The 15218-nt window shown below is 64.3% G+C and carries 16 protein-coding genes; 9 read left to right on the top strand and 7 right to left on the bottom strand.

Annotated features, from left to right (window positions below; translation table 11 throughout):
- The first annotated feature begins 623 nt into the window (after positions 1–623).
- The gene (locus BI347_RS20510; RefSeq protein WP_139167276.1) at positions 624–2054 is read left to right on the top strand and encodes a hypothetical protein; all 1431 of its coding nucleotides are present in this window, start codon (positions 624–626) and stop codon (positions 2052–2054) included.
- Positions 2055–2214: 160 nt separating this feature from the next.
- Here BI347_RS20510 and BI347_RS20515 read toward each other — a convergent pair whose 3' ends face one another.
- Positions 2215–4110: an ATP-binding cassette domain-containing protein gene (locus BI347_RS20515; RefSeq protein WP_071116939.1), complete on the bottom strand. Its 1896-nt coding sequence runs from the start codon at positions 4108–4110 to the stop codon at positions 2215–2217.
- Positions 4111–4165: 55 nt separating this feature from the next.
- Positions 4166–5191 (bottom strand): tRNA (adenosine(37)-N6)-threonylcarbamoyltransferase complex transferase subunit TsaD, encoded by a 1026-nt coding sequence (gene tsaD / locus BI347_RS20520; RefSeq protein ID WP_071116940.1) that lies wholly within the window; start codon positions 5189–5191, stop codon positions 4166–4168.
- Positions 5192–5306: 115 nt separating this feature from the next.
- Between tsaD and BI347_RS20525 the strand changes: the two genes are divergently transcribed.
- Together BI347_RS20525 and BI347_RS20530 are read left to right on the top strand one after the other, a co-directional pair.
- A complete protein-coding gene (locus BI347_RS20525; protein WP_071113915.1) occupies positions 5307–5723 on the top strand; it encodes an OsmC family protein in 417 nt (138 codons plus the stop codon).
- Positions 5724–5830: 107 nt separating this feature from the next.
- On the top strand, positions 5831–7372 hold the full coding sequence (locus tag BI347_RS20530; RefSeq protein ID WP_071116941.1) for a thioredoxin family protein: 1542 nt from the start codon (positions 5831–5833) through the stop codon (positions 7370–7372).
- Between the two features lie 55 nt (positions 7373–7427).
- Here the strand turns inward: BI347_RS20530 and BI347_RS20535 are convergent, their stop codons facing one another.
- Entirely contained in the window at positions 7428–8270 is an 843-nt protein-coding gene (locus BI347_RS20535; protein ID WP_071116942.1) for a helix-turn-helix transcriptional regulator, read from the bottom strand.
- A gap of 117 nt (positions 8271–8387) precedes the next feature.
- Between BI347_RS20535 and BI347_RS20540 the strand changes: the two genes are divergently transcribed.
- The 4 genes from BI347_RS20540 (at position 8388) to BI347_RS20555 (ending at position 10491) form a co-directional block, all read left to right on the top strand.
- Complete coding sequence (locus BI347_RS20540; RefSeq protein ID WP_071113920.1) at positions 8388–9098, top strand: SDR family oxidoreductase; 711 nt, start codon at positions 8388–8390, stop codon at positions 9096–9098.
- A 69-nt stretch (positions 9099–9167) separates the two neighbouring features.
- Entirely contained in the window at positions 9168–9527 is a 360-nt protein-coding gene (gene arfB, locus BI347_RS20545) for an alternative ribosome rescue aminoacyl-tRNA hydrolase ArfB (RefSeq protein WP_071116943.1), read from the top strand.
- A gap of 77 nt (positions 9528–9604) precedes the next feature.
- Positions 9605–9871, top strand: coding sequence for a hypothetical protein (locus tag BI347_RS20550; protein ID WP_239690971.1), 267 nt, complete (start codon positions 9605–9607; stop codon positions 9869–9871).
- A complete protein-coding gene (locus tag BI347_RS20555; protein ID WP_071116944.1) occupies positions 9868–10491 on the top strand; it encodes a 3'-5' exonuclease in 624 nt (207 codons plus the stop codon). The genes BI347_RS20550 and BI347_RS20555 overlap by 4 nt, the downstream gene beginning before the upstream one ends.
- A 177-nt stretch (positions 10492–10668) precedes the next feature.
- Here BI347_RS20555 and BI347_RS20560 read toward each other — a convergent pair whose 3' ends face one another.
- From BI347_RS20560 to BI347_RS20570, 4 genes are all read right to left on the bottom strand, one after another.
- Positions 10669–11037, bottom strand: a complete 369-nt coding sequence (locus tag BI347_RS20560; RefSeq protein WP_239690972.1) for a hypothetical protein — start codon at positions 11035–11037, stop codon at positions 10669–10671.
- Between the two features lie 280 nt (positions 11038–11317).
- Entirely contained in the window at positions 11318–11476 is a 159-nt protein-coding gene (locus BI347_RS23075; protein WP_083339089.1) for a DUF1427 family protein, read from the bottom strand.
- 14 nt (positions 11477–11490) lie between these two features.
- Positions 11491–12450, bottom strand: a complete 960-nt coding sequence (locus BI347_RS20565; protein WP_071116945.1) for a quinone oxidoreductase family protein — start codon at positions 12448–12450, stop codon at positions 11491–11493.
- Between the two features lie 89 nt (positions 12451–12539).
- The gene (locus BI347_RS20570) at positions 12540–13352 is read right to left on the bottom strand and encodes an AraC family transcriptional regulator (RefSeq protein ID WP_071116946.1); all 813 of its coding nucleotides are present in this window, start codon (positions 13350–13352) and stop codon (positions 12540–12542) included.
- Between the two features lie 131 nt (positions 13353–13483).
- On the opposite strand from BI347_RS20570, the gene BI347_RS20575 reads away from it, so the two are divergent.
- Both BI347_RS20575 and BI347_RS20580 read left to right on the top strand, forming a co-directional pair.
- Positions 13484–14401 (top strand): substrate-binding domain-containing protein, encoded by a 918-nt coding sequence (locus BI347_RS20575; RefSeq protein ID WP_204378122.1) that lies wholly within the window; start codon positions 13484–13486, stop codon positions 14399–14401.
- Between the two features lie 91 nt (positions 14402–14492).
- Positions 14493–15173, top strand: coding sequence for a substrate-binding periplasmic protein (locus BI347_RS20580; RefSeq protein WP_158020830.1), 681 nt, complete (start codon positions 14493–14495; stop codon positions 15171–15173).
- Positions 15174–15218 lie beyond the last annotated feature (45 nt).

A 15218-nucleotide genomic window follows, 5' to 3' on the forward strand; every position in this document is an offset into this window, starting at 1 on the left:
GATCGGCGGTCAGTCCGGCCGCTAGCTCTCCGTGCGTCGGCAACGCGATGGCTTGTATGTAATTTAAACAATTGAATTTGAGTGAATTAATTTTACCCGCGCTTGCGCCGGTCACAAATTTAGACCCGCTAACAAAACCTGCATTTTGCACAATGGCGTACGTGGCAAATCAGGACTTGGAGAAATAGCGCGTTGGCGGATAGGCGCGCCGTTGTGCCGTCGCCACCACAATAAACCCGCGCGCCCAAAAGTTAAGCGCCTTCAGCTAAGAGGCGATTTTTCATTGCCTTGTAGCCGGTTGCTCACAGGGTTATCAACCGTCGCGGTGGATCCGGCACCATCTGGATTTCCACAATAAATCAGTCAGGCAAGGCTCGCCGACAAAGAGTGCCGGGCTCGCCGATTTCGCCTGCAGAGTAGTGGCGTGCAGCGGCGGGAACATCAACGTCATCAAGCGTGTTAGCTGGGCCGTTCCGCCCGCCTGTGAAGGGGCCGCAGCGGAATACCCGCTTCCGGCCTACGTTTTTTGCCAGCGGATGCTATTCGTAAATAATCGTTTTATTAAAGTCAGAAAAAACACTCGGTGATAGCTTGTCAATTAGCTTACATTACCGGACTGCATCATGCTTATCAGAAGTCAATCCTTACCCCAGATCGCCATGTGGCAAGAGCGTAGTGACAACACCCCGTCTTCCTCATCCTCCAATCTGGCCCATTCGCTGGAGAACGTCACACAAAGCCAAGCGCAGCCAGCCGGGATCCGCCTCCGCGGGGAAGTCGGCCACCGCTCGCCAATGCAAACGGGCATTTTCAATTTCAGCCATGCCGGCCAGCGCGAAGGCGTCGCTCCGCTCAATGGCAACGCCGGCGTCTCCGCCCCCTCCGCCGGCCCCGGGTCCCATAGGTATCCGATCGAAATGGAAGTCAATTCGAGGTGGATCGACAAGCAGACGCGCCCGGCATGCAAATACGCTCCCGTTGTCATCAGCAAGGGCCAGGGCGAAGAGGCGATGAAAAGCATGCGCTCGGTGGAGGAAAACCGTATCGAGACATGCAGGCAGTTGGCCATGACCCATCGCTCATCAGATCGATGCGGTTGGATTTCCTTCATCAGGCATGATCAGGCCAGCGACCTGCGTTTCGGTCCCGACAATGTGCCCGCCATCGTCATCAGCGGCGGCAGCGCAAACAAGATCGCGCAGGAGCTGGGAAAAGATTTCAGCCTCGCATGGCATCCGATGAACATGCGCAACGAGCCCGTCTATTTGCTGGTTCACAAGATGGATTACCAGACCTACGCCGCCGCGCTGAAAGAAGCGCTTGATCAATATCCCAATCTGCGGCTTGTCGGCTGGGACGGCGGCCAACTGACCGGCTTCGGCGCGGCCAGAGCCGCGGCCACCACCCTTGCCGACTCTCTGCCGTACCGGCCGGAAAGAATCCTGATGATGGACCAGGACGTTGTGCAAACCGAAGGAACCCGGCATAGCCGGCCCGATGTCCAGCAGGCGGTCATCGATAAGCACGGCTCGACCGGCAAACCCATCATCGGCTACGGCGTCGGCTACCCGACCCGGCAGGATGTCCCCAAACCGTTCGCCGCCACTGCCAAACCGGATGCGCAAGACTTCAACTCCCCCGCCCAGCAGTTTGTGTCCATCCAGGCGCCATTCCGGGAGCGCCAGGGCGACGGCATTTATCCGGCGCACATGGTGGCCGGCGGCGAGGATATGCTCATGGGCTTGCGACTGGGCCTGGCCAAAGACGGCAAGAACACCGCCATACTCAAGGGCAGGATTGTCAAGAAAGAGCTGAAAGGCCCGGCGGACCAACCCAATGCCTATTGGAACAAGGCGCGGGTTGAAACTCTGGGGGCGCTTTTCGAGTCCGAAAAAGGCACGATGGTCCGCTTCGAGGGCCAAGACATGACGCTGGACGATCTGATGAAATTATTCGTGCGGAAGCAATGGCTTGCCGCCCACCCCAGCCCCGATTCATATAACGCCGCCGCCTGCGTCATTGAGCGCATCATATTGAGGCTGAACAAACCGTAAACGGCTTGCGAATCGGCATCTGCTGCGGCAGATGCCGAAGTCTTGGCAGTCCTACAGGTCGACCTGCTAGCCGACTACCAGAAACCCGAAGACCTGATCGCCAATGCGAAAGCACCCTTGTAAAAAGGGTGCCGGGTGATAAGGGGCTGGAACGGCGGGCTTACTCCATTGCTTCCAGCTGTTCCTGCAGTTCCATCCACTCCTCTTCCACCGTCTCCAGCCGGCTTGCCATCTCGCCCTGGCGCTTGACGCTTTCGGTCAGCTTCTGCCGGTTGGCGTCGTCATAGGCCTCGCTGGACGATAGAAACGCCTCCAGCTGCGCTTTCTCGTCGCTCAGCTTGTTCATTTCCTGTTCCAGCTTGTTCAGGCGGTTCTGCAGCGGTTTGCGCTGGCGGGCCATCTGCTGCCTGGCCTCGGCTTCCTGGCGTTTCTGCTCCTTGCGGTTGACGCTCTGGACGTCGCCGCTGGACGACCGGCTGTCTTCGGCCAACTGGGCGATGCGCCATTGGCGGTAGTCTTCCAGGTCGCCGTCGAACGGCTGCACCTTGCCGCCGCTGACCAGCCAGAACACGTCGGTGGTGGATTCCAGCAGGCTGCGGTCGTGCGAGACGACGATCAGTGCGCCGCTGAAGTCCTGCAGCGCCAGCGTCAGCGCGTGGCGCATTTCCAGGTCCAGGTGGTTGGTCGGCTCGTCCAGCAGCAGCAGATTGGGTTTTTGCCAGACTATCATCGCCAGCGCCAGCCGCGCCTTTTCGCCGCCTGACATCGGGCCGGTGGGGTCGGTGGCGTTGTCGCCGCGGAAGTTGAAGCCGCCGAGGAAGCTGCGCAGCTCCAGTTCGCGCGCGGTCGGGGCCAGGCGCTGCATGTGCTGCAGCGGCGACTCGTCCGGCCGCAGCGTTTCCAGCGTGTGCTGGGCGAAGTAGCCTATCTTCAGCGTCTGCGCGTTGACGCGTTCGCCGGACAGCGGGTCCAGGTCGCCGGACAGCAGCTTCACCAGCGTGGACTTGCCGGCGCCGTTGACGCCCAACAGGCCGATGCGCGCGCCCGACTCCACCGACAGGCTGATCTTGGACAGGATGATCCTGTCGCCGTAGCCGGCGTTGGCCGATTCCAGCTTCAGCAGCGGGTTGGGCAGGTTGTCCGGGCTGTCGAAATGAAAGTCGAACGGCGAGGACACGTGCGCCGGGGCGATGCGTTCCAGCTTCTCCAGCGCCTTGATCCGGCTTTGCGCCTGGCTGGCCTTGCTGGCTTTGGCCTTGAAGCGGTTGATGAACGATTCCAAATGGGCGATCTGGCGCTGCTGCTTTTCGAATTCGCCCTGCTGGCGCGCTAGCTTTTCGGCGCGCATGGTCTCGAACTGGCTGTAGTTGCCGGTGTACAGCGTCAGCGCCTGGTTGGCCACTTCCACGATGTGGCTGCAGACGCTGTCGAGGAAGTCGCGGTCGTGCGAGATCATCAAGAGCGTGCCGGGATAGCCCTTCAGCCAGTCCTCCAGCCACAGCACCGTTTCCAAGTCCAGGTGGTTGGTGGGCTCGTCCAGCAGCAGCAGGTCGGAGCGGCACATCAGCGCCTGCGCCAGATTGAGGCGCATGCGCCAGCCGCCGGAGAAGCTGGCCACCGGCCGCTGCTGGGACGGCTCGTCGAAGCCCAGGCCGGTCAACAGCTTGCTGGCGCGCGAGGGCGCGGAGTAGGCCTCGATATTGGCCAGCTCGGCGTGCAGGTGGCCGATGGCGTTGCCGTCGTGGCGTTCCTCGGCGTCGGCCAGCCGGGCTTCCAGCGAGCGCAGCTCCTTGTCGCCGTCCAGCACGTAATCGAGCGCGCTGCGCTCCAGCGCCGGGGTTTCCTGCGCCACGTGGGCCAGGGTCCAGTTGGGCGGGATCAGCGCGTCGCCGCCGTCGGCGTGCAACTCGCCAAGCAGCATGGCGAACAGGCTGGACTTGCCGACGCCGTTGGCGCCGGTGAGGCCGGCCTTGTAGCCGGGGTTCAGCGTCAGGTTGGCGCCTACCAGCAGTTCTTTCAGGCCGCGGCGCAGGTTGAGGTTTTTCAGTTGGATCATGGCGCTTTGCTTGGCCGCGCCGGCAGGGGGATGCGGCGCGGCGGAATGAGTGGGTTTATACCGCCGGCAGGCTGGACAGGTCCCAGCGCGGCTTGATGCTGTAGCCGCCGGCCGCTTCGGCGAATTTCAGCCGCATCGCGCCGGCGAAGGCGATCATCGCGCCGTTGTCGGTGCACAGCGCCAAGGGCGGGTAGAACACCTCGAACTTGCGGCGCGCCGCGGCCTGGTCCAGCGCCGCGCGCAGCTGCTTGTTGGCGCCGACGCCGCCGGCCACCACCAGCCGCTTCATGCCTGCCTGCTTCATCGCGGCGAGCGACTTTTTCACCAACACCTCGACGATGGCCTCCTGGAAGGCGCGGCAGATATCCATCCTCGCTTGTTCGTCGATTTCGCCGTGCTCGGCCTCCACTTGCTTCGTCAGCGTCAGCACCGCGGTTTTCAGGCCGGAGAAGCTCATGTCCAGGTTGCCGGAGTGCAGCATCGGGCGCGGCAGCGCGAAGCGGCCGGGGCTGCCGGATTCGGCCAGTTTGGACAGCAGCGGGCCGCCGGGGTAGGGCAGGCCCAGCAGCTTGGCGGTTTTGTCGAAGGCTTCGCCGGCGGCGTCGTCCACAGTCTCGCCCAGAATTTCGTAACTGCCCACGCCGCGCACCGCCATCAACTGGGTGTGGCCGCCGGAAACCAGCAGCGCGAGGAAAGGAAACTCAGGCTTGGGTTCGGCCAGCAGCGGAGATAGCAGATGGCCTTCCAGGTGGTGCACCGGAATCACCGGGATGTTCAGGCCGAAGGCCAGTGCGTTGGCGATGCTGGCGCCCACCAGCAGCGCGCCGCCGAGGCCGGGTCCCTGGGTGTAGGCGATGGCGTCCAGGTCGGCCAGCTTTTTGCCGGCTTCGGCCAGGCAGGCCTCGGTCAGCGGGATGGCGCGGCGGATGTGGTCGCGGCTGGCCAGCTCCGGCACCACGCCGCCGTATTCGGCATGCATCGCCATCTGCGTGTGCAGTTGATGCGCCAGCAAGCCCTGTTCGGTGTCGTAAAGGGCGACGCCGGTTTCGTCGCAGGAAGATTCAATACCAAGTACCAGCATGGTGCAGCTCAGATATAACGGGAGAATCTTTCCATTCTACAGGTGATTCTTTGTCGTCCCAAATCGGCAATGATAGTCTGATGGCCGTTTTCATTGAAAAAGCGGGGGGCAAGCGATGCAGGCGAGGCTGAAATGGGTGGACGGCGTGTGTTTCATGGGCGAAAGCGGCAGCGGCCACGCGGTGGTGATGGACGGCGCTCCGGAGGGGGGCGGCCGCAATCTGGGGCCGCGGCCGATGGAGCTGGTGCTGCTGGGCACCGCCGGCTGCACCAGCTACGACGTGATCACCATCCTGAAGAAGTCGCGCCAGCAGGTCGCGGATTGCTGGGTGGACATCCAGGCCGAGCGCGCCGACGCCGAGCCCAAGGTGTTCACCAAGATCCATTTCCATTTCGTGGTGACCGGCAAGGATCTGAAGCCGGACGCGGTGGAGCGGGCGATCAAGCTGTCGGCGGAGAAATACTGTTCGGCGTCGATCATGCTGGGAAAGACCGCGGACATCAGCCACGATTTCGAATTGCGCGAGGCCTGAGGAGTCCGCTTTGCCGCGCTTTTGCTAAGCAAATCGCCAGTTGTGCTATATGCTTTGTGAATATTTGGTTTAGCATGGGCTTTTGCCCATTCGAATGAGGCTAGATCATGAAGCGTACCCTGCTGATGTTGTCCCTGGTGCTGGCCGGCCTGGCCCCGTTGTCCCACGCCGATGTCGCCGACGGCCATGCTTTGCCGCCTGGCATCGGCTGGCAAAAGGGCGACGTGCCGGCGGCTTTTGCCAAGGCGCGCAGCGAGAACAGGCCGGTGTTCCTGTACTGGGGCGCGGTGTGGTGCCCACCGTGCAACCAGGTGAAGGCCACCATCTTCAACCGCCCCGATTTCATTGCCGCCACCCGCCAGTTCGTGCCGGTGTATCTGGATGGCGACAGCGCCAATGCCCAGCAACTGGGCGAGCAGTTCAAGGTGCGCGGCTATCCGACGATGATCCTGTTCCGCCCGGACGGCACCGAAATCACCCGTCTGCCAGGCGAGGTGGACCCGGAGCGTTACCTGCGCACGCTGCAGTTGGGGCTGGTGACGGTGAAACCGGTGAAGTCGCTGCTGGCCGACGCGCTGGCGGGCAAGCCGCTGGCGGCGGACGACTGGCAGCTGCTGGCCGATTACGCCTGGGATGTCGACCAGGGCCAGATCATCCCTGAGAAGGACGTCACCGCCACGCTGGCTAAGCTGGCGCGGCAGGTGCCGGCAGCCCAGACCGCAACCGCCACCCGTTTGCAGCTGAAGGCGATTGCGGCTCTGGCTGGCGAAAAGGATGCGCCGACGTTTGACCGCGGACAGGCCCGCGCGCAATTGCTGAAGGTGCTGGCCGACGACAAGCTCAGCCGCGCCAATGCCGATATTGTCATCTACGCCGCCGGCGATGCGATCAAACTGCTGGGCGACGACAAGGCCGAGCATCGGGCGCTGTGGACGGCGTGGAACAAGCGGTTGTCGGTGCTGGAGTCCGACGCCACCTTGTCCTGGGGTGACCGTCTGGGCGCCACCGCCGCCTTATTGGCGCTTTACAAGCAGGAGCACGCCAAACAGCCGCTGCCGGCCTTGCTGCTGGCGGATGTCCGCAGTCAGGTGGCCGCCGCCGACAAGGCCAGCGCCAATCCTTACCAGCGCCAGGCGGTGATCACCGCCGCCGGCGAATTGTTGGCCGACGCCGGCTTGCTGGACGAATCCGACAAGTTGCTGTTGGCCGAACTGAAAACCTCGCACGCGCCGTACTACCACATGCTGATCCTGGCCTCCAACGCCAAGGAGCGCGGCGACAAGGCGGCGGCGCTGGGCTGGTATGAGCAAGCCTACCGGGCGTCGGAGGGGCAGGCCACCCGGCTGCAATGGGGCGCCAGCTATGTCAGCAACGCGGTGGAACTGGCGCCGCAGGACGCCGGCCGCATCGAAAAGGCCGCCAGCGAAGTCTTCGCCGACGCCGGCCGCTCCAGCAGCGCCTTTTACGAGCGCAGCCGCCGTTCGCTGGAGAAAATCGCCAGCCGCCTGAAGGCCTGGAACCAGGACCAGAAGCACGCTGGCGAAATCGGCCGCCTGGCCGGCCAGCTGAGCGGCGTGTGCGAAAAACTGCCGGCCGGAGACGCGCAAAAGCCGGTGTGCGACGGCCTGGTGAAAACCATCAAATCCTGATCCGCCAGTCCCGGCGAAGACCCGCCCGCCTGATCGGCGCGGCGGTTTTTTTGCGTCAATCCGCCAGCAGCGCGGCCAGCTTGGCGGCGCTGTCGTCCTCCGGCAGCGGCGTGTACAGCGTGAGCCGCCGCTCGGACCCATCCAGCAGCGCGAAGCTGCTGTATTCGAAGCTCATCCTCCCTTGGCGCGGATGGCTCAGCAGCTTGATGCCGGACAAGGGCTCCAGCACCTCGCGCCGGGGCCACCAGGCGCGGAAGTCTGCGCTGTCGCGCAGCAGCGACTCCACCAGTTGCTCAAAAACCGGGTCGCCGGCATGGCGGCCGTAGTCGGCGCGGAACATCGCCATCGCGGCGCGCGCCAAGCTATCCCATTCCGTCAGCAGCGCGCGGTGCGCCGGGTTGGCGAATACCATGCGCAGCAGGTTGCGCTCTTCGGGCGGCAGGCTGGCGTAGTCGCCGAACAGCGCCGCCGCGGGGCGGTTCCAGGCCAGGATGTCCCAGCGCCGGCCGGTGATGTAGGCCGGCTGGTCGCGCAGATTGTCCAGCATGCGCAACAGCGAGGGCTCGATGTGGTTGCCCGGCGCGGCCGCGTTGGGGGCCGGGCGGCCGGCCAGCGCGAACAGGTGGCGGCGTTCGGCCTCGCTCAGCCGCAGCGCGCCGGCCAGCGATGCCAGCACGCCGGCTGAGGCCTGCACGTCGCGGCCTTGCTCCAGCCAGGTGTACCAGGCGGTGCCGATGTCGGCCAGCATCGCCACTTCTTCGCGGCGCAGCCCGGGCGTGCGGCGGCGCATGCCGGATGGCAGGCCCACCGCGGTGGGGTTCAGGTTTTCGCGGCGGGAGCGCAGGAAAGCGCCTAGCTCCGCCAGGCGGATGGTTTCGGATGCGTCGGTGTGGTTCATGGTAGCCACGATACCAGGATAATCCTGCAACTGTTTGTCATGTTTGGCGTGGCCGATGATGCATTCGAGGCCAGGGGCGGACAACCGTTTGCCCGGCCCATCATCAAGGAGCGCATCATGACGCAACATGTATTGATCATAGGCGGTTCCGCCGGCATCGGGCTGGCCAGCGCCAGACTGCTGCTCAGCCGCGACTACCGGGTCACCATCGCCGGGCGCGACGCCGGCCGGCTGGAGGCAGCGAGAAAGACGCTGGACGGCGCCGCCGCGCTGGCCATGGACGCGGCCGACACCGCGGCGCTGCCGGATGCTTTCCGCCGCTGCGGCCCCATCGACCACCTGGTGCTGGCGCTGGGCAGCAACAAGGGCGGGGGCATGTTTGCGCAGGCCAATTTGGAGCAGGTGCGGCAGGGTTTCGAAGAGAAGGTCTATCCCCATTTCGCCTGCGCCCAGGCGGCGCTGCCGCATCTAGCCAAAAACGGCAGCATCACCTTTTTGTCCGCGGTATCGGCGCAGGCGGCGCTGCGCGGCACCGCTGGCCTGGCCGCGGCCAACGCCGCCGTGGCCGCGCTGGCGCCGGTATTGGCGTCCGAACTGCGGCCGCTGCGGGTGAACGCGGTGTCGCCGGGCGTGGTGGATACCCATTGGTGGGATTTTTTGCCGACCGACGCCCGCGCCGACCTGTTTGCCGGTTTCGCCGCCGCCACGCCGGCGGGGCGCATCGGCCTGGTGGAGGATATTGCCGATGCGGTGGCGTTCTTAATCGGCAACAGCTTCATCACCGGCCAAGTGCTGATCTGCGACGGCGGCATCCGCCTGGGCGCGTAAGCGGCAAGCCGCGCGGACCTGGAGGCCCGCGCGGCTTATAATGCGGTTTTAAGAAACGTTTTCTCCTCCATGTCCGTTTCCCGCTATCTCGTCAAAGAGGATGAGGTGACGTTCACCGCGATGCGAGCCCAGGGCGCGGGCGGCCAGAACGTCAACAAGGTTTCGTCCGCCATCCACCTGCGTTTCGACATTGCCGCCTCGTCGCTGCCGGAGTGGCTGCGCGAAAGGCTGCTGGGCCTGAACGACACGCGCATCAGCAAGGAGGGCGTGCTGGTGATCAAGGCGCAGCAGTACCGCACCCAGGAACAAAACCGCGCCGACGCGCTACTGAGGCTGCAGGCGCTGGTGGACAGCGCCAGCCACACCCCCAAGACGCGCCGCACCACCAAACCCACTTATGGTTCGCAGCAGCGGCGGCTGGCCGGCTAGTCGCAGCGCGCCTCCATCAAGTCGCTGCGCGGCCGCGTGGACGATTGACGGTGCGGCAAGCGCGTTTTGGCGCTTGCATGCCGGCCAAAGCCGGGTACAATGCCCGGCTCGATAATGTACTGAATTGCAAGGAAAACCCGATGTCGAAGAAGCCGCAAGAAAAACTGGATGAGGAAACCATGGCGCTGCTGGCGTGGTGTGCAGAGGTGGAGGTCCATCTGGTGGCCGCAGGCGCAAGCGAGGCCGAAGCCCAGGAGCACATCGAAGAGCAGGCCGAATGGTATACCGACCAGTTTTTTGACGGCTTGACGCCGGAAGAGGCAGCCAAGGCCGCATTGGCATGAGGCAGCGCGTCGCTGTCATCGACTTCGAAACCAGCGGCATCACGCCGGGGCGGGATTGCCGCGCCACCGAGATAGGCGTGGCGATGGTGGAGGATGGCAGGGTCGTGGACCGCTTCCAGAGCCTGATGAACGCAGGCGTCTGGGTGCCGCCGATGATAGAGCAGCTCACCGGCATCAGCAATGCGATGCTGAAGAGCGCGCCGCCGGCGCACCGGGTGATGCGAGACGCCGCAGCCTTTGTCGGCGAGACGCCGCTGGCGGCGCACAACGCCAGCTTCGACCGCAAGTTCTGGGATTATGAACTGGCGCAGCTGGGCCTGGCGCGGCGGCAGGATTTCGCCTGCACGCTGTTGTTGTCGCGCCGGCTGCTGCCGCAGGCCCCGGATCACAAGCTGGGCACGCTGACGCGCTGGGCCGGATTGCCGGCCGCCGGCCGCGCCCACCGCGCGCTGGCGGACGCCGAAATGGCGGCCAATCTGCTGTCGCACCTGGAAGGCACGCTGCAACGGCAGTTCCAGCTGGCGGATATCGACCATGCTTTGTTGTGCAAGCTGCAGAAGGTGACGGCTGCCAAGGTCAAACCTTATCTGCGCGAACTGCAGGCAAAGCTTGTCGTCTGACAGCGGCTTGCGGGTCTCTTCGCCAAACTGCCCGCCCATTTGCGGCGGGTTTTTTACGGCTGCGCCGCTGTTTTTGACCGGGCGCGACCGGCGGGGCATCGAGTGGATGGGGTGAGAGCCGGCAGGGGCGGCCGCCACAACCGGCATCGATGCGATGCTTGCGGTGGCGGCTGAAGCTTACTGCGCGACAGGCGTGACTACTTGGACCACATATTTGTACGGCCCGTTTGGCGGCTCTTGCGCAATCCAGGCGCAAAACCATTTCGAGCCCCAGGGCAGGTCGGTGTTCCAGGGATCGTTGCTGGCGTCATCCCATTTCCAAGCCTTGGTCTGATCCTGCGGGTTGCTGGGAAACTGCGTTCCGGCATACACATGGATCTGGCCCTGCTGGGCGCGGAATGGCGCGGTGCTGTGCCATTGCAGCCATAGGGTGCCTTGCTGCTGGAATGCGGTGAGTGTCCAAGTATAGCTTTCGGACACTGCCGCATGGCTTTCGGATACCGTTGCCATTTTCTTCTCCTCAAGAAGGACTTGCGACGGATGCATCGATGGCGCGCTCGATGGTGAACTGTGGTGTCACCGGCTTGAATCAGGCAAGGCGGGTTGGGTCTTCATGATGAAGTGGCAATTCACGGGGAGCAGCCGACGGTTATCATACCGCTTAAGTCTATCGGCAACTATTCGTAGTAATACTTTTGCCTTTGTCATTTCCGGCGAGGGCTGGTCCAAATGCGCCACGCTCATGCCGCGGGCGTGGCGTTTGCCGCGCGGCTCCCTTGCCCGATCCGCGCGTGAGGCCGCGGCGAGGATCGATTGTGCTAGAGCCTCACAGGCCACGGAGGTAGGGCCACAGCCATTCGCCCAGCACCATGCCAAGCAAGCCTATCAGCGCGATTGGCGGCGGAGCGGGGGAGCGCACATGCAGCAGCGCGTAGACGATGCCGACGGCGAAACCCAGCGCCAGGGATATCAGGTAATTGCTCATCGCGCTCTCCCGGCTCAAGCCATATTGATCACCACCCGGCCCCGGGTGCCGGCGGCTACCGCCCGATAGGCATCCCGGCCTTGCTCCAGGCCGAAACGGTGGGCGATGACCGGCGGGACCAGCCGGCCGCTGTCAAAGCCTTGCGCCAGCTCGCGCATCAGGCGCGCGGATTCGGCCACGCCCAGTTTGGCGCTGTCCGCGCCCAGCAGGCGGGTTTCGTTGTGATAGAAGTCGATCAGGTCAAATTCCACCCGGCGCTTGCCGGTGGCGCTGATCTCCACCACCCGGCCCCGGCGCTTGACCAGTCCCAGCGCGGTTTCAAAGGCCACGCCGCCCACGGTGTCGTACACCACGTCCGCGCCGCCCAGCGCGCGCATGCCTTCGGCCGCGTGTTCGTCAAACGGCAGATAGTGGTCTATCCACGCGGCGGCGGGGGAGCCGTTCTGCGGCGCTTGGCGGTCCAGGCCGATGACGCGGGCGCCGAGCGATTTGGCGATTTGCGCCACTGCGCCGCCCACGCCGCCGCCCACGCCGATCACGGCTACGGTTTCGCCCTGGGCCAATTGCGCGTAATCCACAGTGCCCAGCCAGGCGACGACGAAGTTCACGCCGATGGCCGCCGCCTGTTCATGGCTGAGGGCGGCCGGTTTGCGCGCCAGCGCAGCAATGGGCAGACGGATGAATTCGGCATGGCTGCCATCGCGAGTGAAGCCGATGTCGCCGCCGGTGCCCCAGACGTCCATCCCCAGCCATTCGGCCGGTCCTTCGACCACCACGCCGCTGAAATCGCGGCCGGGGATGCGTGGCGGCAAGGTGTGGCGGAAATGGCCGGACAGGTTTTTGACATCGCTGGGATTGACCGATGCGCTGAACACCCGCACCACGGCATGGTCGTCATCCGCTTGCGGCGTGGGCAGCTCCAGGCATTCCAGCACGTCAGGGCTGCCGAAGGCTTTGAATTGCAGGGCTTTCATCTGTTTGACTCCAGGTGGTTGATGATTGGAGTGTATTGGCAGATGGGAGGCGGTTCCTGCCAGTTGCTTTCGAATATCGGACAACCGTCTCAGCTGTCGGCGACGGGGCGGACGGCGTCGGCCAGGGTTTCCTGCGGATGGAAGCCGCTGGGCGGCAGGCCCAGTTCGCGGCGGAACATCTCGCTGAAACTGCTGGCGCGGTAGCCCAGCGCGTGCGCCACTGCGCCGACGCTCTGGCCGTCCGCCAGGCGGGAGAGGGCGATGGCCAGCTGCACCTGGCGGCGCCATTCGGCAAAGCCCAGTCCCATATGGCGGACAAACAGCCGGGACAGAGTGCGCACGCTGGCGCCGGCTCCGGCGGCGTGCTGCTCGAAACTGATGGCCTGAGACGGGTTGGCGATCACCGCGCGGCACAGCCCGGCCAGTCGGCGGTCCGACCCGTCCGGCAGCGGGATGCGCTGGGTGTGGCGCGCGGCATGGGGCAGCTCCAACGCCACCAGTTTGTAGGCGGCGTCGAGGTAGGCGTCGTCGCGCTGTCGAGCGTGTTCGCGCTCGGCAATGGCGGCGATCAGTTCGCGCAGCAGGCCGTTGACTTCAAAGACATGGCTTTCCCGGCTGAGCTGGGCGATGTCCTGGGCGGGGAGGTAGAGATTGCGCATCTCCACCGCGCTCATCATCTGGATGGAGTGCACTGCGCCGGGCGGCAGCCAGACGGCGCGCTGCGGCGGCACCACCAAAGCCTCGCGGCCGACCTCCACCCACATCACGCCGGTCACGGCATGCAGCACCTGGGCCCACGGGTGGGCGTGCGGGTCTATGCGCAGGCCGCGGGGATAGTGCTTGACCAGCGAGCGGCCGCGGCTGGCGGGCAGATTCAGCTTGGGAGGGGTGGCTTGCGCCATGCGGGTTTTCCTTGGCGATGCGACATGATAGCGCGCTGGCCGGGCATGCCGCTGTCCGGCGGACCGAACTTGGCTATAGTTTCAGTTAACAAATCCGCTGAGCGGGGGACATGATGAGGCGTCGCCAATTCTTGGCTACGGCACTGGGTGGTTTGCTGGCTGTGCCCTTTGCCGCAGGGGCCGCTCGCAAGCCGGCCATCACGATAGCGTTGAAGTCGCTGCGCAACCAGTTCTTCACCATGATGATCGCGGGGGCGGACCAGCACCGGCTGACTCATCATGGCGAATACCAGCTCACCATTGAAGGTGTGCAGGACGAGACCGACGTCAAGGGGCAGGAAGCCATCGTCCAGCGCTGCCTGGATCGGCATGATGATGTTCTGATCATCGCGCCCACCGACTCCAGCGCCATGATCCCCATCTTGCTGAAGACCATCGCCAGCCATACGCTGGTGATCAATGTGGACAACAAGCTGGACGAAAGGGCGCTGGTGAGGGCCAATGTGAATATTCCCTTTGTCGGCCCCAGCAATTTCACCGGCGCCCGCAGCGTGGGAGACTACGTGCTGCATGGACTGAAGCCGGGCAGCAAGGTGGCCATCGTCGAGGGACTGCCCCAGTCCATCAACGCCAAGGCGCGCAGCGACGGCTTTCGCGAGGCGATACGCAGCGCCGGCATGGCGCTGGCCGGCATGCGCTGGGGCTATTGGGTGAGCGACAAGGGCCGCCTTGCCGCGCTGGAGCTGTTGGACGCAGTGCCGGATCTGGCGGTTTTACTGTGCGGCAACGACAATATGGCCATAGGCGCCGTCGCGGCGGTGGCGGAGCGGCACCGCCGCGGCAAGGTGCTGATAGGCGGTTACGACAACATTACCGATGTCGCGCCTTATATCGCGGACGGCCGCATCGTCGCCACCGCCGATCAGCATCCGGCCTTGCAGATACAATACGCCATCGACCTAGCCTTGCAGGCGTTGAGAAACCATACTGGGCAGGGGAATATCCAGACCATAGTGCAGACTCCGGTGGAGTTGGTAAAAAGACACTGACATGATGGGCAGAGCATGGTTGAGAGGGGGCCTTTCCTTGTGGCCGGCATGGTTTTGTCTGCCGCTTTCCGCACAGCCGCAGCCGGTCCGGTTGAAGGTGGTGGGAGACGAGTACCCGCCCTTCATGGTGCGTTTGGCCGGCGGCTTGAGCGGGCCGTATGCGGATGCGTTCCGCCTGTTGATGCATCAGGCCGGGGTGGAGGTGCAGTATCAGGCGGTGCCGGCCAAGCGCGCTTTTCTCGATGTCTCCACCCAGGGCGATACCTGCGCGCTGGCGGTCAACTTTGATCAGGGCGAGAGTGAAACCGTCAATTTTGTCGGCGTCATCGCCCCAATCACCCTTACGGTTTACAAGCGAGGCGGCGACAAGGCGGCGATCGGCAATCTGGACGCGTTGCGCAAGCGCCGGGTGGGCGCGGTGGATATCGCGGAGATCCGCGATTTTCTCGGTTCGGCCGGCATGCCGTTCACTCCGGTGAAAAATTCCTCCACCGGTTTTCTGATGCTGAATGCCGGCAGGTTCGACGCGCTGATCAGCGACATCCCTCCCTCTATGGATGTCGGCAAGGAAAAACCGGTGCGGCTGTTCATGCTGGCGCAGGTGGAGAGATGGCTGGCCTGCAATGCCGGCCTGCCGCCGGCGGTGCAGGCCAGAATGCGACTGGCCCTGAAGGAGGGCGTGTTTGCCGAGGCAACCTTGCCGGTGTGGAGCCGTTACGGCATGCGGGATTATTATCATGAAGTCAGAAGCAGCTGGCTGAAGGGGCGCTGAGGCCGGCTGAAAAAAAACCGCCATGGCAACAGGGGGCTGCAACAC

The organism is Chromobacterium sphagni (genome assembly GCF_001855575.1).
Lineage (GTDB): Bacteria > Pseudomonadota > Gammaproteobacteria > Burkholderiales > Chromobacteriaceae > Chromobacterium > Chromobacterium sphagni.

Excerpts from the sequence above, each read along its gene's own strand:
- BI347_RS20510 (WP_139167276.1), top strand. The coding sequence starts at position 624 with ATGCTTATCAGAAGTCAATCCTTACCCCAGATCGCCATGTGGCAAGAG.
- BI347_RS20515 (WP_071116939.1), bottom strand. The coding sequence starts at position 4,110 with ATGATCCAACTGAAAAACCTCAACCTGCGCCGCGGCCTGAAAGAACTG.
- tsaD (WP_071116940.1), bottom strand. The coding sequence starts at position 5,191 with ATGCTGGTACTTGGTATTGAATCTTCCTGCGACGAAACCGGCGTCGCC.
- BI347_RS20525 (WP_071113915.1), top strand. The coding sequence starts at position 5,307 with ATGCAGGCGAGGCTGAAATGGGTGGACGGCGTGTGTTTCATGGGCGAA.
- BI347_RS20530 (WP_071116941.1), top strand. The coding sequence starts at position 5,831 with ATGAAGCGTACCCTGCTGATGTTGTCCCTGGTGCTGGCCGGCCTGGCC.
- BI347_RS20535 (WP_071116942.1), bottom strand. The coding sequence starts at position 8,270 with ATGAACCACACCGACGCATCCGAAACCATCCGCCTGGCGGAGCTAGGC.
- BI347_RS20540 (WP_071113920.1), top strand. The coding sequence starts at position 8,388 with ATGACGCAACATGTATTGATCATAGGCGGTTCCGCCGGCATCGGGCTG.
- arfB (WP_071116943.1), top strand. The coding sequence starts at position 9,168 with ATGTCCGTTTCCCGCTATCTCGTCAAAGAGGATGAGGTGACGTTCACC.
- BI347_RS20550 (WP_239690971.1), top strand. The coding sequence starts at position 9,605 with ATGCCGGCCAAAGCCGGGTACAATGCCCGGCTCGATAATGTACTGAAT.
- BI347_RS20555 (WP_071116944.1), top strand. The coding sequence starts at position 9,868 with ATGAGGCAGCGCGTCGCTGTCATCGACTTCGAAACCAGCGGCATCACG.
- BI347_RS20560 (WP_239690972.1), bottom strand. The coding sequence starts at position 11,037 with ATGCATCCGTCGCAAGTCCTTCTTGAGGAGAAGAAAATGGCAACGGTA.
- BI347_RS23075 (WP_083339089.1), bottom strand. The coding sequence starts at position 11,476 with ATGAGCAATTACCTGATATCCCTGGCGCTGGGTTTCGCCGTCGGCATC.
- BI347_RS20565 (WP_071116945.1), bottom strand. The coding sequence starts at position 12,450 with ATGAAAGCCCTGCAATTCAAAGCCTTCGGCAGCCCTGACGTGCTGGAA.
- BI347_RS20570 (WP_071116946.1), bottom strand. The coding sequence starts at position 13,352 with ATGGCGCAAGCCACCCCTCCCAAGCTGAATCTGCCCGCCAGCCGCGGC.